Here is a 20,274-nt window from a genome sequence, read left to right as displayed (position 1 = left end):
TTCTCACCGCCATGTCTGAGACAACTGGTGCCAGCTACGCAGCCGCGGGCGTCGACATCGAGGCGGGCGACCGCGCCGTCGAGCTGATGAAGGAGTGGGTGAAGAAGGCGCAGCGCCCCGAGGTCCTCGGCGGCCTCGGTGGTTTCGCCGGCCTCTTCGACGCCTCCGCCCTCAAGCGCTACGAGCGCCCGCTGCTCGCGTCAGCGACCGACGGCGTCGGCACGAAGGTCGACATCGCGCGCCAGCTGGGCGTCTACGACTCCATCGGCCACGACCTGGTCGCGATGGTCATGGACGACATCGTGGTGTGCGGCGCCGAGCCGCTGTTCATGACCGACTACATCTGCGTCGGCAAGGTCCACCCCGAGCGGGTCGCCGCCATCGTCAAGGGCATCGCCGAGGGCTGTGTGCTGGCCGGCTGCGCCCTGGTGGGCGGCGAGACGGCCGAGCACCCCGGCCTGCTGGGCCCGGACGACTTCGACGTCGCCGGCGCCGGTACCGGCGTGGTGGAGGCCGACCGCCTGCTGGGCCCGGAACGCATCCGTACGGGTGACGCGGTCATCGCCATGGCAGCCTCCGGTCTTCACTCGAACGGGTACTCGCTCGTCCGGCATGTCCTGCTGAACCAGGCCGGTCTCGCGCTGGACGCGCGGATCGAGGAGTTCGGCCGCACGCTGGGCGAGGAACTGCTGGAGCCCACCAAGATCTACTCGCTGGACTGCCTGGCCCTGACCAGGACCACCGACGTCCACGCCTTCAGCCACGTCACCGGAGGCGGCCTCGCCGCCAACCTGGCCCGTGTGATCCCGGACACGATGCACGCGATCGTGGACCGCTCCACCTGGACTCCGGCCCCGGTGTTCGATCTCGTCGGCAGGACCGGTCAGGTCGAGGGCCTGGAGCTGGAGAAGACCCTGAACATGGGCGTCGGCATGATCGCGATCGTGCCCGAGGAGTCGGCGGACGTGGCCCTGGCCACCCTGGCCGACCGCGGGGTCGAGGCATGGGTGGCCGGCGAGATCACGGACCGCGGCGACCACACCACGGGTGCGGAACTGGTCGGCACGTACTCACACTAAAAGCGTGCGCGCTTCACTCAGGAGCGTCTCCGCTCCGGTGAGCGCCCACGCGATCTGTACGACGCCTGGCCTGGCGAGGGCAGAGCAAAACCCGGTCCGGCGGTGGAAACCGCTGGACCGGGTCACGCTGAGCTGAATCGTCAAGCGCCGCGGCGTTGAGACGTGGGACCGGACTCGCCGTCCTCGTCCTCATCGTCGTCGTTGTACAGATCCGCGTACTGGGCGTACGGGTCGTCTTCGTCTTCGTCGTCCTCGAACGGCTCGCCGTTCGGAGGCTGACTTGAAGTCGAAGCGCCCAGCTCGCTGGCCAGACGCGACAGGTCAGTCCCGCCGCTGTTGTACTTCAGCTGGCGGGCGACCTTCGTCTGCTTGGCCTTGGCCCGGCCGCGCCCCATGGCTCGACCCCCTCGGTGACGGGGCTCGACGGCCCCAGAGTCTTGACACGCGTTCATGATCTGGAACGGGCTCTCCGTGGAGAGACCGGTCCGTAGGGCTTCCACGGTACCTGAGCCCGCGCCCATACGGTACGTCGCCCGCAGGACGTGCCCGAACCCAGGACCCTCGGGGTGCCCCGTCCCCGCTGGTCAACCGCGATTTTAACCACTTCTCGGCAGGCGACCCGCCGACGGACGTGAGAGTTCTCTCTAAGTGTGCGCCGACGGGTACCGATCAAACCCGGGAAGGGCCTCTCAGCTCCTCCCGCGCGCCTCCGCCATCCGCTGTTCGGCGATCCGGTCGGCGGCGGCGGCCGGCGGAATCCCATCCGTCTTCGCACGTGCGAATATGGCGAGCGCGGTGTCGTAGATCAGCGCGGCCTTGGCCTTGCACCGTTCGAAGTCGAACCCGTGCAGCTCGTCGGCGACCTGGATGACACCGCCGGCGTTCACCACATAGTCCGGCGCGTAGAGGATCCCGCGGTCGGCGAGGTCCTTCTCGACGCCCGGGTGGGCCAGCTGGTTGTTCGCGGCACCGCAGACGATCGTCGCGGTGAGCACCGGCACCGACTCGTCGTTCAAGGCCCCGCCGAGCGCGCAGGGGGCGTAGATGTCAAGGCCCTCCACGCGGATCAGCGCCTCGGTGTCGGCGACCACGCCCACGGAGGGGTGCTTGTCGGCGATCCGCCACACGGCTTCCTGCCGCACGTCGGTGATCACGACACGGGCGCCCTCCTCCAGGAGGTGCTCCACCAGGTGGTGCCCGACCTTGCCCACGCCGGCCACGCCGACCGTGCGGTCGCGCAGCGACGGGTCGCCCCACAGGTGTCGCGCGGAGGCCCGCATGCCCTGGTAGACACCGAACGCGGTGAGGACGGACGAGTCGCCCGCCCCGCCGTTCTCCGGCGAGCGCCCGGTCGTCCACCGGCACTCACGGGCCACCACGTCCATGTCGGCGACGTAGGTGCCGACGTCGCAGGCGGTCACATACCGGCCGCCGAGTGAGGCCACGAAACGGCCGTACGCGAGCAGCAGCTCTTCGGTCTTGATCAGATCGGGATCGCCGATGATCACGGCCTTGCCGCCGCCGTGGTCCAGACCGGCCATGGCGTTCTTGTACGACATCCCGCGCGCGAGGTTCAGCGCGTCCGAGACGGCCTCCGCCTCGTTCGCGTAGGGGTAGAAGCGGGTACCGCCGAGGGCGGGGCCCAGGGCGGTGGAGTGGAGGGCGATGACGGCCTTGAGGCCAGTGGCCCGGTCCTGGCAGAGCACGACTTGCTCATGACCACCCTGTTCCGAGTGGAACAGGGTGTGCAGTACATCAGCAGGTGCGCCGGTTACGTCGGTCACGGTGGTGACTCCTGTAAGTAGTTGCGGCGGTCGGATGCCAGCTCCCGTGTGGGTGGCGGGGACTGTGAGCACGAGATTAGAGCCTGGAGGCCCTGTCATCGGTGCAGCGCCCGGCACAACCTCCACCCGGAGCAACCTCGTGGGACGATTTGCATGGGTTTCCCGCTCCTCGGGTGCGGGTTTCGCAGGTTTTCCCGGCAGACGGCGGGGGAGGGAGCAGGCGTGCCCAAGGTGTCCTCCGTGATCGTCCCGTACGCGACCTATCTGCGCGTGTACGAACCGCTGGCCGCCTTCCCGGAGCCGGAGCGCGGCTACTGGGCTCGCTATGCCCGCCGTGCCGACCGCCCCTCGTACCAGGACGAGCTGCGCCGCTCCCTGGCCGACCTGGTGCCCACCCCGCCGATCCCGGTGCCGGTGCACGAGAGCAGCGACGCGTTCGTGCTCGATGTGGACGGGGCGGTGTGCGTCTGTCCGTGGCGCACCCGGCTGCGCGGCTGGCAGGCCCTGGGCGAGCTGCCCGAGGAGCTTCCGCAGCCCGTCCTGGACGCGGTGCTGCCCCCCGTCGTACGGCGTCAGGCGGCCCAGGACTACGAGCGGTGGCTGGCCCGCAACCCGGACGCGCGGCCCTGGATCCGTACCGCGACCTGGCAGGTGCCGCTGAACTGGTTCGTGCTGGTGTCCGACGAGGAACGCCGGTTCGACAAGGGCTCCGGCGAGGCTCCGCCGATGCTGCGTTACCGCACGCCCATGGTGCAGGCCCGGCGGCGGGTGGCGCGGGCCCTGAGGACGCTCAAGGACGCCATCGACGAGGGCGCGCTGATCGACGGCCTGATCGACGTGGGGCGCTGGCTGGAGGAGTTCCATCCGCGCTCGCTGGTGGAGCTGGACTACGGCGGTCTGGTGCACGTGCTGCCGGCCGGCGAGCTGGAGGACGATCACTCGGCGGCCGACGTGGCCGCGGGGATCGAGGCGCTGCGGCGCGGTGAGGGTGACGCGGCGGGGGAGGCGTACGCCCGGCTCGTGGAGCGGTGGCGGTCGGTGCGGAACCGGCGCTCGGCGAACTGAACGCGCCTCGGGCGACGAACTGACGTTTGACCTGACGCCCGTTTTGGGGTTTCGTCTTCGTACATATGTACTGAGGTTCCGTCAACAAGGGACGTAGTTCCGGATCAGGGCGTTCGTCCCAAGTGAGCCAAGCGTGACGGAACGCACTTACGCGGCTCTTGCGCCGCTTGCCCCTCCTCATGCCAAAATAGGACAAGGAGTCCGGGGAGGACTCCTTTCGCCCCGTTGCCTTGCGATGTGGGCGAAATCTCAGCATTGCACGCTTTGGGGGGCCTGATGTCTCCTGATCGTCCTGTGACTGATCGTCACAGCGGCGTGACTGTCCGCTATGGCATGGTCCATCGGCTTCCGTGGCTGATGAACACCTGGAGGGGCAATTCCATCGGTTTGGCCTACGCGGCTGGACAGATGGTGTAGTTGTAGTGCCGAGGACAAGCCGTTCGTCCTATAACCGACTCGACTCGCGTCCGCCATTTCGGGCAACGCGGGTCAAGGTGCAGAATTTAGAGGAATGAACCGAGAAGGTTCGGTTCTCCCGAGGAGGCCGCTCATGACCGCTCGCACCCCTGATGCCGAGCCGCTGCTGACCCCGGCTGAAGTCGCCACGATGTTCCGCGTCGACCCGAAGACGGTCACGCGGTGGGCGAAGGCCGGCAAGCTCACGTCCATCCGTACGCTCGGCGGGCACCGCCGTTACCGCGAGGCTGAGGTCCGCGCACTGCTCGCGGGCATCCCGCAGCAGCGCAGCGAGGCCTGAACAACTGAATAACCGGGCAAAACCGGCAGGTCCCCCACTTGTCGTAGCGCCCGGCACCACAGCTCCAAGCGACGCGGGTCCTGCCCCAACAGGCCTCACGCCCAAGCCTCCAGGGGCTTCCGAGCACAACACAGGGTGCGTCGTCGATCGCGCTGGACTCCGCCGAGTCCAGCGCGATCTTTTTTGTGTGCGGAAGGTGTCCGATGAGGCGGGTCTGTGGGCGGCCTTGTCGGAGTCTGGGGAGGGCTGTCGGATCCGCTGTGGGCGGCTCTCCGAGGGTGGTGCAATTGCACATATAAAATTGACCACTTGTAGGTGAGGCGTAAGTACCGCAGTTTCAAAAACTCATGCGGTGACACCCGTCACACGTCACGGTCCTTGTTGCGCCCTACTCAGGTGCGCTAGAGGAGGCGTGTGTTCCAGCGGCCCCTGGGTGGTGGGCGGTTGGGGATCGCCGGTGGTCACGCGGGGGCGGGGCTCCCGTCCTCCGTGCCCGCGTCCACGTCCCTGGCGGGCTCCTTGGCGGGCTCCGGGGTGGCCGGCGGGGTGGCTTGCTGGGTGGTTCGCCGGACGGCGGGTGGCGCGAGCGGTTGGGTGGTCGGTTGCGCTGTCGGCGGGGCGGAGTCCATCGCCAGCCGCAACAGGCGGTGGCAGATCGGACAGTGGTGCGTCAGATGGCGATAGGAGGCGGCGGCCGACAGGTGCGCACGGAGCAACGCCCGTGTCTCGTGCCTGGTCGATGCCGCCATACGCCACCTCCGGGAGGCCGCACGCGAGGCAGCCCTGACTTCTGGGTACCGGGGGAACGGGACGCCGTCAAGACGGCGTGTGCCTCCCGCAGGGCCCTTTGACGGGGCCAACTCGGAGAAGTCCAGGCCGAAGACTGAAGGTCCCTCACCGTGGGCCTGTCGGGATGACGCGAGGTGGTGAGGGCCTGGGCGGGTGCCGGGCACGAAGAAGGGCCCGCATCCCTGACGGGTGCGGGCCCTTCTCTACTGCGGTCCTGACGGGATTTGAACCCGCGGCCTCCACCTTGACAGGGTGGCGAGCACTCCAAACTGCTCCACAGGACCAGGTTTTGCGGCGCTGATCTTGCGTTGCGCTGCGAGAAGAGACTCTACAGGAGCAGGCGCCTCCTGGTCGAACTCACCCAGTGTGCGGATGTCACTACGGTACGGCCGCGTCGATCGCCTTCACGATCCGCTTGTCGGAGACCGGGTACGCCGTGCCCAGCGCGTGCGCGAAATAGCTGACCCGCAGCTCCTCGATCATCCACCGGATGTCCCGCACCGCGGACGGCACCGGGCGGCCCTGCGGCAGCTGTTCCAGCAGCCACGCGTACTCGTCCCGCATCTCGTGGACCTTCTCCATGCGTGTGGTGTCCCGCTGGACGTTCGTCGGCATCTGCTGCAACCGCCGGTCCGCGGCGACCAGATAGCGCATCAGGTCGGGCAGCCGCCGCAGCCCCGCCTCCGTCACGAAGCCCGGCTTCACCAGGGCGTCCAGCTGTGCCCGTACGTCCGCCAGGTTCGCCAGCAGCACGGCACTGCGCACGCCCTTCAGCCGGCGCTCGCAGGCCTGCCAGGCGGCCAGCACCTGCTGCACCTGGCCCACCGTACGGACGGTCGTGTCGACGATCTCCGCGCGTACCTTCTCGTACAGCTTGCGGTACGACTCCTCGTCCCACACCGGGCCGCCGAAGTCGCCGATCAGCTTGTCCGCCGCCGCCATCGCGCAGTCGTCGAAGAGCGCCTGGATAGACCCGTGCGGATTCGCGGACAGGGCGAGCTTCTGCGCGTTGGTCAGGCGATCGCTCGCGAATTTCGCCGGGTTGACCGGGATGTTGCGCAGGATCAGCCGCCGGGTGCCCTTCCACATCGCCGCCGCCTGCTCGGCCTCGGTGTCGAAGAGCCGTACCGAGACGGTGTTCGCCGTCAGTCCGTCGTCGACCAGCGCCGGGTACGCCTTCACCGGCTGGCCGGCGCGGCGGGTCTCGAAGACGCGGGTCAGGGAGCCGATCGTCCAGTCGGTGAGGCCCTTGCGCTCCAGGGACTCGCCGCCCTGACGCTCGGCGGTCGCGGCCGCCGCCTGGGACAGGGCCTGCCTCGCCCTCGGCCTCAGCTGGAGCTTCAGCGCCTCCAGGTCCTTGTCCTCGGCCAGCTTGCGGCGGCGCTCGTCGACGATCCGGAAGGTGATGCGGAGATGGTCGGGGACCCTCGACCAGTCGAAGTCGTCCGCGGTGAAGGGGACGCCGACCATGCGCTTGAGCTCACGCGCCATGGTCGTGGTGAGCGGCTCCTGGAGGGGCACCGACGTGTCCAGGAACCGCTTCGCGAAGTTCGGCGCCGGCACGTAATGACGACGGATCGGCTTCGGCAGGGAGCGGATCAGTTCGGTGACGACCTCTTCCCTCAGGCCCGGGATCTGCCAGTCGAAGCCCTCGTCCGTGACCTGGTTGAGGACCTGGAGGGGAACGTGGACGGTCACACCGTCCGCGTCCGCGCCCGGCTCGAACTGGTACGTCACCCGGAACTTCAGCGGGCCCTGCCGCCACGAGTCCGGATAGTCGGCCTTGGTGACCGCCTCCGCCGACTCCCGGATGAGCATCTCCCGCTCGAAGTCGAGGAAGTCGGGCTGCTCGTGCCGCTTGCGCTTCCACCAGGAGTCGAAGTGGGCGCCGGAAACGACATGTTCGGGCACCTTCTGGTCGTAGAAGTCGAAGAGCGTGTCGTCGTCGACCACGATGTCCCGGCGCCGGGCCCGGTGCTCCAGCTCCTCGACCTCACTGAGGAGTCTGCGGTTGTCGGCGAAGAACTTGTGGTGCGTGCGCCAGTCACCCTCGACCAGGGCGTTGCGGATGAAAAGCTCGCGGGAGGTCTCCGGGTCGATCCGGCCGTAGTTGACCTTGCGCTGGGCGATGATCGGGACGCCGTACAGCGTGACCTTCTCGTACGCCATCACCGCCGCCTGGTCCTTCTCCCAGTGCGGCTCGCTGTACGTGCGCTTCAGCAGGTGCTCGGCGAGCGGCTCGACCCACTCGGGCTCGATCTTCGCGTTGACCCGCGCCCACAGCCGGGACGTCTCCACCAGTTCCGCGGACATCACGAACCGCGGGGGTTTCTTGAAGAGGGCCGAACCGGGGAAGATCGCGAACTTGGCGTTGCGGGCGCCCAGATAGTCGTTCTTCGCGCCCTCCTTCACGTCCTTCATGCCGATGTGGGAGAGCAGGCCCGCGAGGAGGGAGACGTGGACGCTCTGGTCGGCCGCGTCCTCCTCGTTCAGATGGATGCCCATCTGCTTGGCGACCGTACGCAACTGCGTGTAGATGTCCTGCCATTCGCGGATGCGCAGGAAGTTCAGGTACTCCTGCTTGCACATGCGCCGGAAGGACGAGGAACCCCGCTCCTTCTGCTGCTCCCGCACGTACCGCCACAGGTTGAGGTAGGCGAGGAAGTCGCTGGTCTCGTCCCGGAAGCGGGCGTGCTGCTGGTCGGCCTGGGTCTGCTTGTCGGCGGGGCGCTCGCGCGGGTCCTGGATGGACAGCGCGGCCGCTATCACCATGACCTCCCGGACACAGCCGTTCTTGTCGGCCTCCAGCACCATCCGCGCCAGCCGCGGGTCCACGGGCAGCTGCGCGAGTTTGCGGCCGGTCTGCGTGAGCCGCTTGCGTACGTCCTTCTCCGCCGGGTCCAACGCGCCCAGTTCCTGGAGGAGCTGGACACCGTCACGGATGTTGCGGTGGTCCGGCGGGTCGATGAACGGGAACTTCTCGATGTCGCCGAGACCGGCCGCGGTCATCTGCAGGATGACGGAGGCGAGGTTCGTCCGGAGGATCTCCGCGTCGGTGAACTCGGGCCGGGCCTCGAAGTCGTCCTCGCCGTAGAGGCGGATGCAGATGCCGTCGCTGGTGCGGCCGCAGCGGCCCTTGCGCTGGTTGGCGCTGGCCTGCGAGATCGGCTCGATGGGCAGGCGCTGGACCTTGGTGCGGTGGCTGTAGCGGGAGATGCGGGCGAAACCGGGGTCGATGACGTACTTGATCCCGGGGACGGTCAGTGAGGTCTCCGCGACGTTGGTCGCCAGGACGATCCTGCGTCCGGTGTGCTGCTGGAAGACGCGGTGCTGCTCGGCGTGCGAGAGCCGGGCGTACAGGGGCAGGACTTCGGTGAAGCGAAATTTCTTTTTCTCGAGCGCGTCCGCGGTGTCCCGGATCTCCCGCTCGCCGGAGAGGAAGACGAGGATGTCGCCCTTGCCCTCGCCCATGAGCTCTTCGACGGCTTCGGTGATCGCGGTGATCTGATCCCGGTCGGAGTCCTCGCCGTCCTCCTCCAGGAGCGGGCGATAGCGGACCTCCACGGGGTACGTACGCCCGCTGACCTCGACGATCGGGGCATCCCCGAAGTGCCGGGAGAAGCGCTCCGGATCGATGGTCGCGGAGGTGATCACGACCTTCAGATCGGGGCGCTTCGGCAGCAGTTGGGCGAGGTAGCCAAGGAGGAAGTCGATGTTCAGGGACCGCTCGTGGGCCTCGTCGATGATGATCGTGTCGTAGGCGCGCAGCTCGCGGTCGGTCTGGATCTCGGCGAGCAGGATGCCGTCCGTCATCAACTTGACGAAGGTGGCTTCCGGGTTCACCTGGTCGGTGAACCGCACCTTCCAGCCGACGGCCTCGCCGAGAGGCGTGTCGAGTTCCTCCGCGACTCGCTCCGCCACGGTGCGGGCGGCGATGCGGCGGGGCTGGGTGTGCCCGATCATCCCCTTCACTCCGCGCCCGAGCTCCAGACAGATCTTCGGGATCTGCGTCGTCTTGCCCGACCCCGTCTCACCGGCCACGATGACCACCTGGTGATCACGGATGGCGGCCGCGATGTCGTCCTTCTTCTGGCTGACGGGCAGCTGCTCGGGGTAGCTGACGGCCGGCACACGCGCCGTCCGCGCAGCCATACGAGCCTCGCCCTTGGCCACCTCCGCCTCGATCTCAGCGAGAACGGCGGCCCGGGCCTCGGGCTTACGGATCTTGCGCGCACCTTCGAGCCGCCGCCCGAGTCGCTGCGCGTCGCGCAGGGAGAGCTCGGTCAGACGGGGGGCGAGGGCGCTGAGGGCGGGGGCAGGGTGCGTAGACATACGGAACCCAGGATCTCACCCTCGCGAATTTCCGGGCGAACGCTTTTGTGTCCGTGGTGTGATCAGGGCACTCGGACGCTCGTAGCCCGAGCCGATCCGTACGACACGCTCGCAGCCCGAGCCGATCCATACGACTCCATACGACACACAACAAAGCCCCGATCCGAAGATCGGGGCCTTAGCTGTGGCTGGGGCCGGGATCGAACCGGCGACCTATCGCTTTTCAGGCGATCGCTCGTACCAACTGAGCTACCCAGCCACGAGGTTTCACGTGAAACCTCAGCGGTCCTGACGGGATTTGAACCCGCGGCCTCCACCTTGACAGGGTGGCGAGCACTCCAAACTGCTCCACAGGACCTTGCTGTGCGTACGACAGTGTCGCACACGGTATTGCGTGCCCCCAACGGGATTCGAACCCGTGCTACCGCCTTGAAAGGGCGGCGTCCTAGGCCGCTAGACGATGAGGGCTATCGGCCCGCCTGGGCGCTGTGTCAGCGCGTCGGGGACGTGTGAAGCATAGGCGATGGCGGGAGGGATCGCCAAAACGGTTTAGGGGGCCTCAGTAGAGGGGGTGGAAGGGCTGGGGGAGGACGAGCCGGGGGAGGGGGTGGCGCCGGGCTGGTTCTCCTTGACCAGGTGGCGGCTGACCTCAGCTGTCGTCAGGCCCAGGCCGCCCAGTTCGATCTCGTCCCAGGCCTGGAGCCGGCGGGTGTCGCGGTCCATGTAGAGGATCGAGGCCTGGATGGGATCGGGGTACTTCCCCTCCACCGCGCGCAGACCGCTGCCGCCGGTGGAGCCCTCGAGCCGCAGGCGGGTGCCGTACTTCATGACCTCCATCTCCTCGTGGTGGAGGTGGCCGGCCAGGGCCAGCGGGACCTCGCCGTCGACCTCGCGGACCGCCACCGGCTCATGGGCGACGGCGATGTCGGCGGGGGTGCCGGCCGCGCGCTGGTCGCGCAGGGCCGAGGCCAGGCGGGCGCCCGCCAGTACCTGGGCCGCGTCGCCGCCGGGCCGCGTCGAGCGGTCGGGCGTGAACTGCGGGTCGCCGATGCCGGCGAAGCGCAGGCCGGCGATGGTCTGCGCCCGGCCGTCGTCCAGGACGTGCACGTTCTTCATCCGGGACAGATAGCGCTGGGTGAGCGTCGAGTCGTGGTTTCCGCGGACCCAGACGTAGGGGGCGCCCAGGTCCTCGATCGGGTCCAGGAAGCCGTTCTCGGCCGCGGTGCCGTGGTCCATGGTGTCGCCGGAGTCGACGATCACGTTCACCTTGTACTGCTCCACCAGCGAGGCGATGATCTTCCAGCTCGCCGGGTTCAGATGGATGTCGGAGACGTGCAGAACGCGGATGGTGGACGGGTCGGGTGCGTAGGCCGGGAGCGTGGAGGTGGCGTCGTACAGCTTCGTCACGTTGGTGACCAGGCGGGCCAACTCCTTCTGGTAGACGTCGAATTCGGTGACGATGCTGCGGGCGTTGCCGACCAGGGACGGTGCCGAGGAGAGCAGTCCGGAGAACTTCGGTTCGAGGACCGACTCCGGGTTCCAGGTCGCGTACGCCGTGGTGCCCGAGGCGGCGAGGAGGGTGAACGCCAGGCCGCCGGCGGCGAGGGCGCGGCGGGGGCGGCGGTAGACCGCGAGGCCGAGGGCGGTGGCGCCGGAGACGACGGCGACACAGGAGCGGACGGCCAGGTCGAGGGTGCCGTGGGCGACGTCCTGGGTGACCTCGTCCTGGAGCCCGGCGAGGCGTTCGGGGTGGTCGACCAGGGCCTGGGAGCGGACCGGGTCCAGCTGGTCGACGTTGACGTCCAGGCGGACCGGGGCGTGGTGGCTGTCCATCTGCAGCGCGCCGAGCGGCGAGACGTTGATCTTCGTGCCGCCGGTGAGCGACGGACGCAGGGTCATCGTGGTGTTCATGGGGCCGACCGGGGCCCGTACGTTGCCGACGATCAGCAGGCCCAGCCAGGCGCCCACCACGACGACGGTGACCAGTCCGAGGGCGCGGGCCCAGGGGTGCGGCTGTGGGACGAGTTCGACCACCGGTTGGGGGCGGCCGGTGCGGTAGCGGCGGGCGAGGGTGCGCAGGGTCCTGCGGATGGGGTTCACGAGGCTCCGGACGGCGACGGGGACGCGGGCCATTGGTCCCGTATGCCCAAGTCCACCCGTTGATATGCGGGAGTTTGGGGAGCGCGGGGAGCGCCGGGGTGCTCGCGACTCTCGTACAGGCGTTCCGTGCCGGACAATGGGCCTGTGCTGGAGATGACGCGCGAGGAGTTCGAGGAACTGGTCGCCGAGGCGCTGGACCGGATTCCGCCGGAGTTGACGCGGCTGATGGACAACGTCGCGGTGTTCGTCGAGGACGAGCCGTCGGCGGACGATCCCGAGCTGCTCGGGTTGTACGAGGGGACTCCGCTGACCGACCGGGGTGAGTGGTACGCCGGTGTGCTGCCGGACCGGATCACGATCTACCGCGGGCCGACGCTCAGGATGTGCGCGTCGCGGGAGGAGGTCGTCGCGGAGACGGAGGTGACCGTGGTCCATGAGATCGCGCACCACTTCGGGATCGACGACGCCCGGCTGCACGCGCTCGGGTACGGGTGAGCCGTAAGGAGTGACGGTGTTCGATACGGGCGCGTGTCCTCTTGTGGGCGGCGGGAGTTGGACGGGTTGACTCGTTCACCCTCCACCGGAGGTGGCTGCCCGTGCGCCCCTTGTACGTACCCGTCCGTCTGGCCGCCACGGTGATGGCCGTCGCCGCTGCCGCCGGCTGTATGAGCGTGGGTGACGACGACCGGGGTGGCGGAGGCGTGAAGCCGTCGCACTCGGCCGGGCAGCGGGGCGGTGAGGAGCCCGACGGAGGGGCGGCGGGGTCGGGCGGTGGCGTGGGCGTGGGCGCGGCGGCCGGTGGTGGCAGGCACGGGCCCGGCAAGCACAAGAAGGGCAAGGGGGCGTCGGAGCGGGCGTCGGCCCCGGCGCGGGCGGCGGACGGCGCGTCCGCCCCGGCGGAGGACGGGCAGGTCAGGCCGCCGCAGCCGGGGGTGCCGTCGCCGACCAGGATCGACCCGGTGCCCACCCGGACGGTCGAGCAGCCGCCGCCACCGCCGACCCCGACTCCGCCCCCGCCGCCGGCGTCGCCGACCCCCGACCCGCCGACCCCCGAGCCGTCGTCCTCGGCGCACGAACCGCCGGGACCGCAACCCCAGCTGGCGCAGCGGGAACCGGCACCGGAGGCGGGGGCAGCGGCGTAACCCCCGGGCCGGAAGTGCGACTTGCGCCCGCCCCGCGCGCGGGGGTGTGTGAGCTACGTCTATCCGGCTCGGTTTGCCTTGGGGGGTGAGGGGTGCGTATGGTGGTAGATCGTTTGATCCCATTGCCCGGCGCCAACGCAGAGCGCGCCGTGTGGCGCGTTCTCTCCCTTGCCGTGGCTGACCGCATAGAGGCGGTCGTATTGCGAAACACGGAGTTGACGGGCGCGTGCCGACGAGACTCCGGAAGGTTTCGCATACGCATGTCCATTTCCAGTACTGATCACGTCGTCGTGCCCGAGAACGAGGGCACCGGGGGCGCGGCGGACGCTCCCGAGGCCACCTTCGCGGACCTCGGCCTCCCCGAGGGCGTCGTGCGCAAGCTCGCCCAGAACGGCGTGACCACCCCCTTCCCGATCCAGGCGGCGACCATCCCGGACGCCCTGGCCGGCAAGGACATCCTCGGCCGTGGCCGCACCGGCTCCGGCAAGACCCTCTCCTTCGGTCTGCCGACCCTGGCCACGCTGGCCGGTGGCCGCACCGAGAAGCACAAGCCGCGCGCCGTCATCCTCACGCCGACCCGTGAGCTGGCCATGCAGGTCGCCGACGCGCTGCAGCCCTACGGCGACGTGATGGGCCTGAAGATGAAGGTCGTCTGCGGCGGCACGTCGATGGGCAACCAGATCTACGCCCTGGAGCGCGGCGTCGACGTCCTCGTCGCCACCCCGGGCCGACTGCGCGACATCATCAACCGCGGCGCCTGCTCCCTGGAGAACGTGCAGATCGCCGTCCTCGACGAGGCCGACCAGATGTCGGACCTGGGCTTCCTGCCCGAGGTCACCGAGCTGCTCGACCAGGTCCCGGCGGGCGGCCAGCGGATGCTCTTCTCGGCCACGATGGAGAACGAGATCTCCACGCTGGTCAAGCGCTACCTGACCGACCCGGTCACGCACGAGGTCGACAGCGCGCAGGGCAACGTCACGACGATGTCGCACCACATCCTCATCGTGAAGCCCAAGGACAAGGCGCCGGTCACCGCCGCGATCGCCTCCCGCAAGGGCCGCACGATCATCTTCGTCCGCACCCAGCTGGGCGCCGACCGTATCGCCGAGCAGCTGTGCGACTCCGGTGTGAAGGCCGACGCGCTGCACGGCGGTATGACGCAGGGCGCGCGGACCCGCGTGCTGGAGGACTTCAAGAAGGGCTACGTCAACGCGCTCGTCGCGACCGACGTCGCCGCGCGCGGTATCCACGTCGACGGCATCGACCTGGTCCTGAACGTGGACCCGGCCGGCGACCACAAGGACTACCTGCACCGGGCCGGCCGTACGGCCCGTGCCGGTCGTACGGGCACGGTCGTGTCCCTGTCCCTGCCGCACCAGCGCCGTCAGATCTTCCGTCTCATGGAGGACGCCGGCGTCGACGCCGGGCGTCACATCATCCAGGGCGGTACGGCCTTCGACCCGGAGGTCGCCGAGATCACCGGTGCCCGGTCGATGACCGAGGTGCAGGCCGAGTCCGCGGGCAACGCGGCGGAGCAGGCCGAGCGTGAGGTCGCCCAGCTCAGCAAGGAGCTGGAGCGCGCGCAGCGGCGCGCGACCGAGCTGCGCGAGGAGTCGGACCGGCTGGTCGCCCGGGCCGCCCGCGAGCGCGGCGAGGACCCGGAGGCCGCGGTGGCTCAGGCGCAGGCCGCGGTCGCCGAGGCCGCCGCGGTGTCGGTGCCCGAGCAGCCGGTGGCGCAGGACTTCGACAACGCGGACCGGGCGGAGCGCTCCTACGAGCGTCGCGACAACGACCGCGGTGACCGTGGTTTCCGTCGCGACGACCGTGGTGACCGGGGTGGCGACCGTGGTGGTCGTTCCTTCGAGCGCCGTGACGACAACCGTGGTGGCGGCTTCCGCCGCGACGACCGTCGGGACAACGACCGTGGCGGCTTCCGTCGCGACGACCGTGGTGACCGGGGTGGCGACCGTGGTGGTCGTTCCTTCGAGCGCCGTGACGACAACCGTGGTGGTGGCTTCCGCCGCGACGACCGCCGGGACGACAACCGTGGTGGTGGCTTCCGTCGGGACGACCGTGGTGGCCGTTCCTTCGAGCGCCGCGATGACAACCGTGGCGGTGGCCGTTCCTTCGAGCGTCGCGACGACAACCGTGGCGGCGGCTTCCGCCGGGACGACCGTCCGGCCCGTCCCTTCGAGCGCCGGGACGAGCGCGGCGGACACCGTGGCAGCGACCGTCCGTTCAACCGCGACCGCCAGGGCGACCGCCCCGGTTTCCGCTCCGGCGGCCACGACCGCCCCTCCGGCCGTCGTGACGACCACCGTGGTTCCGGTTCCGGTTCCGGTTCCTCCTCGTTCGGTCGCCGTGACGACAAGCCGCGCTGGAAGCGCAACGGCTGACAAGCCATGTGAGCGGTGAACGCCGTGGTCCCCGGGATTCGGGGGCCACGGCGTTCCGCTGTTCGGGTCCTGTGCGGGTTCCTGTGCGGTAAAAGGGCTGTTTCTGGCCAAGTTGTGACGTGTGTCACGCACGCTGGGTGGGAATCGCTGGGGGCATGACAGATGACGCCATAGCGAGTGGACCGTCGGACGGAAGACTCTCCGAGGCAGGACCCTCCAGTGAGGGACTCTCCGACGAGGAACGCCTGGCCCAGCTCGGTTACACGCAGGTTCTCGCCCGACGCATGTCGGCGTTCTCCAACTACGCGGTCTCCTTCACGATCATCTCGGTCCTGTCGGGCTGCCTGACGCTGTACCTGTTCGGCATGAACACCGGCGGCCCGGCGGTGATCACCTGGGGCTGGGTGGCCGTAGGCCTGATGACCCTCTTCGTGGGTCTGTCGATGGCCGAGATCTGCTCGGCGTACCCGACCTCGGCCGGTCTGTACTTCTGGGCCCACCGGCTGGCCCCGCCCCGGACCGCGGCGGCCTGGGCCTGGTTCACGGGCTGGTTCAACGTGCTCGGCCAGATCGCGGTGACCGCGGGCGTCGACTTCGGGGCGGCGTCATTCCTCGGCGCCTACCTCAATCTCCAGTTCGACTTCGAGGTGACCGCGGGCCGGACCGTCCTGCTGTTCGCCGGGATCCTGGTGCTGCACGGCCTGCTGAACACCTTCGGCGTCCGGATCGTCGGTCTGCTCAACAGCGTGAGCGTGTGGTGGCACGTGCTGGGCGTGGCGGTGATCGTGGGCGCGCTGACCTTCGTACCGGACCACCATCAGTCGGCGTCGTTCGTGTTCGGGGAGTTCGTGAACAACACGGGCTGGGGCAGCAGTGCCTACGTGGTGGCGCTGGGCCTGCTGATGGCCCAGTACACCTTCACCGGCTACGACGCCTCGGCCCACATGACGGAGGAGACGCACGACGCGTCGACGGCCGGCCCCAAGGGCATCGTGCGGTCGATCTGGACGTCGTGGATCGCCGGCTTCGTCCTCCTGCTCGGCTTCACCTTCGCGATCCAGTCGTACGACGGGGCGCTCGCGTCCCCGACGGGGGCGCCCCCGGCGCAGATCCTGCTCGACGCGCTCGGCGCGACCGCGGGCAAACTGCTCCTGTTGGTCGTGATCGGTGCCCAGCTGTTCTGCGGGATGGCCTCGGTGACCGCCAACAGCCGCATGATCTACGCCTTCTCGCGCGACGGCGCGCTCCCCTTCTCCCACGTCTGGCACACGGTGAGCCCGCGCACCCGGACGCCCGTGGCGGCGGTGTGGCTGGCGGCGGGCGGAGCGCTGGTGCTCGGCCTGCCCTACCTGATCAATGTCACGGCCTACGCGGCGGTGACCTCGATCGCCGTGATCGGCCTCTACATCGCGTACGTCATCCCGACGCTGCTGCGGCTGCGGAAGGGGGAGGCCTTCGCACGGGGCCCGTGGCACCTGGGCCGCTGGTCGCGGATCGTGGGCGTGGTGTCGGTCGTCTGGGTCGTCGTGATCACGATCCTGTTCATGCTCCCGCAGCTCTCCCCGGTCACCGCGGAGAACTTCAACTACGCCCCGGTCGCCGTCCTGGTCGTGCTGGGCTTCGCGGCGACGTGGTGGCTGGCGTCGGCCCGGCACTGGTTCCTCAACCCCGACCACGACCGCACCCGGGCCCGTGAAGCGGCCCGGGTCAACGCCCCAGAACCGGTTGATCCCTGACACTCCGCCCCCGCCCCGCTCCGCCATGACCGTCCGGCACGGCCGTGTCGCCGATACCCGATCGGAGACGCGGCCATGTGCGGTTATGCTCGGGGAGGCAACATCGTCTGGGCCCTTAGCTCAATTGGCAGAGCAGTGGACTTTTAATCCATTGGTTGTGGGTTCGAGTCCCACAGGGCCTACCGGTGGTGGGCGGGGGATAGTGCCTCTGACCTGCTACGCAGCGTCCGTTTCGGCTTCGGCCGTCTCGGGCGCTGCTTCGTTTTCGGGTGGGTGCGTGGGCGGTGGGTGAGCAGTGCCATCCGTGGTGGGCGGGTTCGTGCGGTGTCAGACCGCGTGGAACGTGAGGTCGCCCAGGGGGAGGGTGTGCTGGGTCTGGAGGACCTTCGCGCGCAGGTAGCGGACGTTGTGGGGGGTGGTGAAGACGCCGGTGGGTACGCGGTCGTGGACGTCGATGCCCAGGTCTCGCAACTGGTCGGCCTTGTCGGGGTTGTTGGAGAGCAAATCCAGGCTGGTGATGCCGAGGGCGTTCAGCATCTGCGCCGCGGCCGTGTAGTCGCGGGCGTCCTCGGGCAGGCCAAGCGCGGTGTTGGCGGCGTAGGTGTCGAGGCCCTGGTCCTGGAGGGCGTAGGCGTCGAGCTTGTTGTAGAGGCCTATGCCGCGGCCCTCCTGGCGGAGGTAGAGCAGGACGCCGCCGCGGTCCGCGATCCGCTCGACGGCCTCACGCAGCTGCGGGCCGCAGTCGCACCGGGCCGAGCCGAAGACGTCGCCGGTCAGGCACTCGGAGTGCAGCCGGACGAGTGGGGTGGTGCCGGGGGCCGGGTCGCCCAGGACGACGGCCACGTGTTCCTGACCGTCGGCGAGACCGTGGAAGGTGACCAGTTCGGCGTTCACGCCGTAGCCGTCGTGGAAGCGCAGCGGTACCCGGACGCGGGAGCGGGGGCTGGCGGCGGGGAAGTCGGGCATGCGGTTCTCCGGGTCCGGGGGCGGCATCTGCTTCAGATTTGAAGCAGGTCTACGGGTACGGACCCTACCCATGTTTTAAATTTGAAGCAATGGGATTGCGGCGTAGGTCACGCAGGGGAGGAGGTCACGAAGGAGAGGTGGAGCGGCGGCGCCACGGTACGTCGTCCGTCGCCGGGCGGGCCTCGTCGCTCTCCAGCGCCCGCGCGATCGCCGTACAGATCTCCTCCAGCTGGTCCACCTGCTCCTCGGTGAGCTGGTCGAACAGTGACGCCCGTACGGTCTCGACGTGCCCCGGCGCCGCCTCTTCCAGGACCGCCATCCCCTCGTCGGTGAGCGCGGCGATGCTGCCCCGCTTGTCCCACCTGCAGTTCTCCCGCCGGAGCAGACCGTCCTTCTCCAGGCGGGTCACCGCGTAGGTCAGCCGGCTCCGGGTGATCTTCAGTTGCTCGGCGAGATCGGTCATGCGAAGGCGCCGCTCCGGTGACTCGGAGAGGGTGGACAGGATGGAGTAGTACATGTGGGGCATGCCGGCGTCCTGCTGGAGCTGCCGGTCGAGCGCGTCCTCGAGGAGGTGCGCCGAGGCGATGTACGCGCGCCAGGCGCGCTGCTCCTTCGGGGTGAGCCAGCGAGTCGTCATGCCCCCAGTGTAAGTTTGTTTCAAACTTGAACCAAGACCTGCCTTCGAGAGGGACCGCGCCGATGCCCCACCCGTACGTCCTCCTCTCCGCCGCCGTCTCCCTCGACGGCTACCTGGACGACACCGGCCCCGAGCGTCTGCTGCTCTCCAGCCCGGCCGACTTCGACCGGGTCGACGAGGTGCGGGCCTCGGTGGACGCGATCCTCGTCGGCGCCGGGACCATTCGCGCCGACAACCCGCGGCTGCTGGTCAACTCGGCGTCGCGGCGGGCCGCCCGGGTTGCGGCCGGGCGGGCGGAGTATCCGCTGAAGGTCACGGTCAGCGGGTCGGGGGACCTCGATCCGGCCGCGAGGTTCTGGCACACCGGCGGCGAGAAGCTCGTCTACACGACCGAGAAGGGGGCGGAGCGGGTTCGTGCGCTGGGGCTGGGGCCGGCCACGGAGGTCGTCGCGTTGGGCGCCGAACTCGACTGGCGGTTGTTGCTGGAGCATCTGGGTGAGGTGCGGGGGGTCGGGCGGCTCATGGTCGAGGGGGGAGGCCTGGTTCACACCCAGTTGCTGCGGGAGGGGCTCGCGGACGAACTCCAGCTGGTGCTGGCCCCGTTGTTCGTCGGTGACCCGGGGGCGCCTCGGCTCTTCGGGCCCGGGGCGTATCAGGGCGGGCGGCTGAGGCTGGTGGAGACGCGTCCCATCGGGGACGTCGTGCTCATGCGGTACGAGCCCACGGCGCCCGGCGTCGGCGGCCTTCCCTCGGCGGCGGACCGGCGTTGGCTGGAACTGGCCTGTTCGCTGGCTGATCGGTGTCCGCCCTCTCGGACGGCGTTCAGTGTGGGTGCGGTGGTGGTGGCGGCCGACGGGACGGAGCTTGCCCGGGGGTACTCGCGGGAGGGGGACGATCCGGTCGTGCACGCGGAGGAGGCTGCGCTGGCGAAGATCGATGCGGGGGATGTGCGGCTTGCGTCCGCGACGGTTTACAGCAGCCTGGAGCCTTGTGCTCGGCGGGCGTCTCGGCCGGCGGCCTGTGCTCAGCTGATTCTCTCGGCGGGGGTGCGGCGGGTGGTGACGGCGTGGCGGGAGCCGGACACGTTTGTGCAAGGGGCTGACGGGAGTGGGGTGTTGGTGGGGGCGGGGGTGGATGTGGTGGTGCTGGGGGAGTACGAGGGGCTGGCCATGGGGGCTAATCGGCATTTGCTGGGGTGACGGTGCCTCCGGCGGTTGGGTGCGGGGTGCGCCTGCGGTTCGGTGGGGGGGGGCGGGGCCGGGGGGGGGGGGGGGGGGGGGGGGGGGGGGGGGGGGGGGGGGGTGTGTGGGGGGGGGGGGGGGGGGGGGGGGGGCGGGGGGGGGGGCGGCCCCCGCAGGAAGGTGCTCGTCTTCCAGTACGTCGACGCCTTGCCGTCGAAGGTCTTGTCCACGTCGCCAGGGTGCTGGGCGTCGCCCTTCGCCACGAACTCGCTGGCGCGCTCGATGCTCAGTGTCTTGACCGGCTTGGGAG

The 20,274-nt window shown here is 69.4% G+C and carries 15 protein-coding genes and 5 tRNA genes; 9 read left to right on the top strand and 11 right to left on the bottom strand.

Annotated features, from left to right (window positions below; translation table 11 throughout):
* Window positions 1-11: 11 nt before the first annotated feature.
* Entirely contained in the window at window positions 12-1,079 is a 1,068-nt protein-coding gene (purM, locus tag ACFYRY_RS36325; RefSeq protein ID WP_389155674.1) for a phosphoribosylformylglycinamidine cyclo-ligase, read from the top strand.
* A gap of 140 nt (window positions 1,080-1,219) precedes the next feature.
* Here the strand turns inward: purM and ACFYRY_RS36320 are convergent, their stop codons facing one another.
* Complete coding sequence (locus tag ACFYRY_RS36320) at window positions 1,220-1,474, bottom strand: DUF3073 domain-containing protein (protein ID WP_186286507.1); 255 nt, start codon at window positions 1,472-1,474, stop codon at window positions 1,220-1,222.
* Between the two features lie 294 nt (window positions 1,475-1,768).
* A complete protein-coding gene (locus ACFYRY_RS36315; protein ID WP_389155671.1) occupies window positions 1,769-2,863 on the bottom strand; it encodes a Leu/Phe/Val dehydrogenase in 1,095 nt (364 codons plus the stop codon).
* 222 nt (window positions 2,864-3,085) lie between these two features.
* Between ACFYRY_RS36315 and ACFYRY_RS36310 the strand changes: the two genes are divergently transcribed.
* Window positions 3,086-3,928, top strand: a complete 843-nt coding sequence (locus ACFYRY_RS36310) for a hypothetical protein (protein ID WP_389155668.1) — start codon at window positions 3,086-3,088, stop codon at window positions 3,926-3,928.
* A gap of 550 nt (window positions 3,929-4,478) precedes the next feature.
* Window positions 4,479-4,685, top strand: a complete 207-nt coding sequence (gene bldC, locus ACFYRY_RS36305) for a developmental transcriptional regulator BldC (RefSeq protein ID WP_003949541.1) — start codon at window positions 4,479-4,481, stop codon at window positions 4,683-4,685.
* Between the two features lie 461 nt (window positions 4,686-5,146).
* Here the strand turns inward: bldC and ACFYRY_RS36300 are convergent, their stop codons facing one another.
* From ACFYRY_RS36300 to ACFYRY_RS36270, 7 genes are all read right to left on the bottom strand, one after another.
* Entirely contained in the window at window positions 5,147-5,434 is a 288-nt protein-coding gene (locus tag ACFYRY_RS36300) for a DUF6274 family protein (RefSeq protein ID WP_389155665.1), read from the bottom strand.
* 249 nt (window positions 5,435-5,683) lie between these two features.
* Window positions 5,684-5,758, bottom strand: a tRNA-Asp gene (locus tag ACFYRY_RS36295).
* A gap of 94 nt (window positions 5,759-5,852) precedes the next feature.
* The gene (gene hrpA, locus ACFYRY_RS36290) at window positions 5,853-9,806 is read right to left on the bottom strand and encodes an ATP-dependent RNA helicase HrpA (RefSeq protein ID WP_389155662.1); all 3,954 of its coding nucleotides are present in this window, start codon (window positions 9,804-9,806) and stop codon (window positions 5,853-5,855) included.
* Between the two features lie 185 nt (window positions 9,807-9,991).
* Window positions 9,992-10,065 (bottom strand) — tRNA-Phe (locus ACFYRY_RS36285).
* 24 nt (window positions 10,066-10,089) lie between these two features.
* A tRNA-Asp gene (locus ACFYRY_RS36280) sits at window positions 10,090-10,164 on the bottom strand.
* 37 nt (window positions 10,165-10,201) lie between these two features.
* Window positions 10,202-10,274, bottom strand: a tRNA-Glu gene (locus ACFYRY_RS36275).
* 81 nt (window positions 10,275-10,355) lie between these two features.
* Window positions 10,356-11,939 carry a metallophosphoesterase gene (locus ACFYRY_RS36270; RefSeq protein ID WP_389155659.1) on the bottom strand — a complete coding sequence of 528 codons (1,584 nt, stop codon included), beginning with the start codon at window positions 11,937-11,939 and terminating at the stop codon, window positions 10,356-10,358.
* A gap of 111 nt (window positions 11,940-12,050) precedes the next feature.
* On the opposite strand from ACFYRY_RS36270, the gene ACFYRY_RS36265 reads away from it, so the two are divergent.
* The 5 genes from ACFYRY_RS36265 (at window position 12,051) to ACFYRY_RS36245 (ending at window position 17,362) form a co-directional block, all read left to right on the top strand.
* Entirely contained in the window at window positions 12,051-12,401 is a 351-nt protein-coding gene (locus tag ACFYRY_RS36265) for a metallopeptidase family protein (RefSeq protein WP_389155656.1), read from the top strand.
* Window positions 12,402-12,502: 101 nt separating this feature from the next.
* Entirely contained in the window at window positions 12,503-13,048 is a 546-nt protein-coding gene (locus tag ACFYRY_RS36260) for a hypothetical protein (protein WP_389155653.1), read from the top strand.
* Between the two features lie 260 nt (window positions 13,049-13,308).
* Window positions 13,309-15,444, top strand: coding sequence for a DEAD/DEAH box helicase (locus ACFYRY_RS36255; protein WP_389155650.1), 2,136 nt, complete (start codon window positions 13,309-13,311; stop codon window positions 15,442-15,444).
* A 155-nt stretch (window positions 15,445-15,599) separates the two neighbouring features.
* The gene (locus ACFYRY_RS36250; protein WP_389155647.1) at window positions 15,600-17,180 is read left to right on the top strand and encodes an amino acid permease; all 1,581 of its coding nucleotides are present in this window, start codon (window positions 15,600-15,602) and stop codon (window positions 17,178-17,180) included.
* Between the two features lie 109 nt (window positions 17,181-17,289).
* Window positions 17,290-17,362, top strand: a tRNA-Lys gene (locus ACFYRY_RS36245).
* Window positions 17,363-17,507: 145 nt separating this feature from the next.
* Here ACFYRY_RS36245 and ribA read toward each other — a convergent pair.
* Window positions 17,508-18,146 carry a GTP cyclohydrolase II gene (gene ribA, locus ACFYRY_RS36240; RefSeq protein ID WP_389155644.1) on the bottom strand — a complete coding sequence of 213 codons (639 nt, stop codon included), beginning with the start codon at window positions 18,144-18,146 and terminating at the stop codon, window positions 17,508-17,510.
* A 124-nt stretch (window positions 18,147-18,270) separates the two neighbouring features.
* Entirely contained in the window at window positions 18,271-18,783 is a 513-nt protein-coding gene (locus tag ACFYRY_RS36235; protein WP_389155641.1) for a MarR family winged helix-turn-helix transcriptional regulator, read from the bottom strand.
* Window positions 18,784-18,845: 62 nt separating this feature from the next.
* Here ACFYRY_RS36235 and ACFYRY_RS36230 point away from each other — a divergent pair, with 62 nt between their 5' ends.
* Complete coding sequence (locus ACFYRY_RS36230) at window positions 18,846-19,982, top strand: dihydrofolate reductase family protein (RefSeq protein ID WP_389155638.1); 1,137 nt, start codon at window positions 18,846-18,848, stop codon at window positions 19,980-19,982.
* The last annotated feature ends 292 nt before the right edge of the window (window positions 19,983-20,274 follow it).

The sequence above is a fragment of the Streptomyces sp. NPDC005263 genome (assembly GCF_042872365.1).
Classification (GTDB): domain Bacteria; phylum Actinomycetota; class Actinomycetes; order Streptomycetales; family Streptomycetaceae; genus Streptomyces.
This window is presented reverse-complemented; position numbering and strand designations above follow the sequence as displayed.

What these genes read in the sequence shown, in the direction of transcription:
- ACFYRY_RS36235 (WP_389155641.1), bottom strand. Translation starts at nt 18,783, where the DNA reads ATGACGACTCGCTGGCTCACCCCGAAGGAGCAGCGCGCCTGGCGCGCG.
- bldC (WP_003949541.1), top strand. Translation starts at nt 4,479, where the DNA reads ATGACCGCTCGCACCCCTGATGCCGAGCCGCTGCTGACCCCGGCTGAA.
- ACFYRY_RS36270 (WP_389155659.1), bottom strand. Translation starts at nt 11,939, where the DNA reads ATGGCCCGCGTCCCCGTCGCCGTCCGGAGCCTCGTGAACCCCATCCGC.
- ACFYRY_RS36230 (WP_389155638.1), top strand. Translation starts at nt 18,846, where the DNA reads ATGCCCCACCCGTACGTCCTCCTCTCCGCCGCCGTCTCCCTCGACGGC.
- ribA (WP_389155644.1), bottom strand. Translation starts at nt 18,146, where the DNA reads ATGCCCGACTTCCCCGCCGCCAGCCCCCGCTCCCGCGTCCGGGTACCG.
- ACFYRY_RS36255 (WP_389155650.1), top strand. Translation starts at nt 13,309, where the DNA reads ATGTCCATTTCCAGTACTGATCACGTCGTCGTGCCCGAGAACGAGGGC.
- ACFYRY_RS36300 (WP_389155665.1), bottom strand. Translation starts at nt 5,434, where the DNA reads ATGGCGGCATCGACCAGGCACGAGACACGGGCGTTGCTCCGTGCGCAC.
- ACFYRY_RS36320 (WP_186286507.1), bottom strand. Translation starts at nt 1,474, where the DNA reads ATGGGGCGCGGCCGGGCCAAGGCCAAGCAGACGAAGGTCGCCCGCCAG.
- ACFYRY_RS36250 (WP_389155647.1), top strand. Translation starts at nt 15,600, where the DNA reads ATGACAGATGACGCCATAGCGAGTGGACCGTCGGACGGAAGACTCTCC.
- hrpA (WP_389155662.1), bottom strand. Translation starts at nt 9,806, where the DNA reads ATGTCTACGCACCCTGCCCCCGCCCTCAGCGCCCTCGCCCCCCGTCTG.
- purM (WP_389155674.1), top strand. Translation starts at nt 12, where the DNA reads ATGTCTGAGACAACTGGTGCCAGCTACGCAGCCGCGGGCGTCGACATC.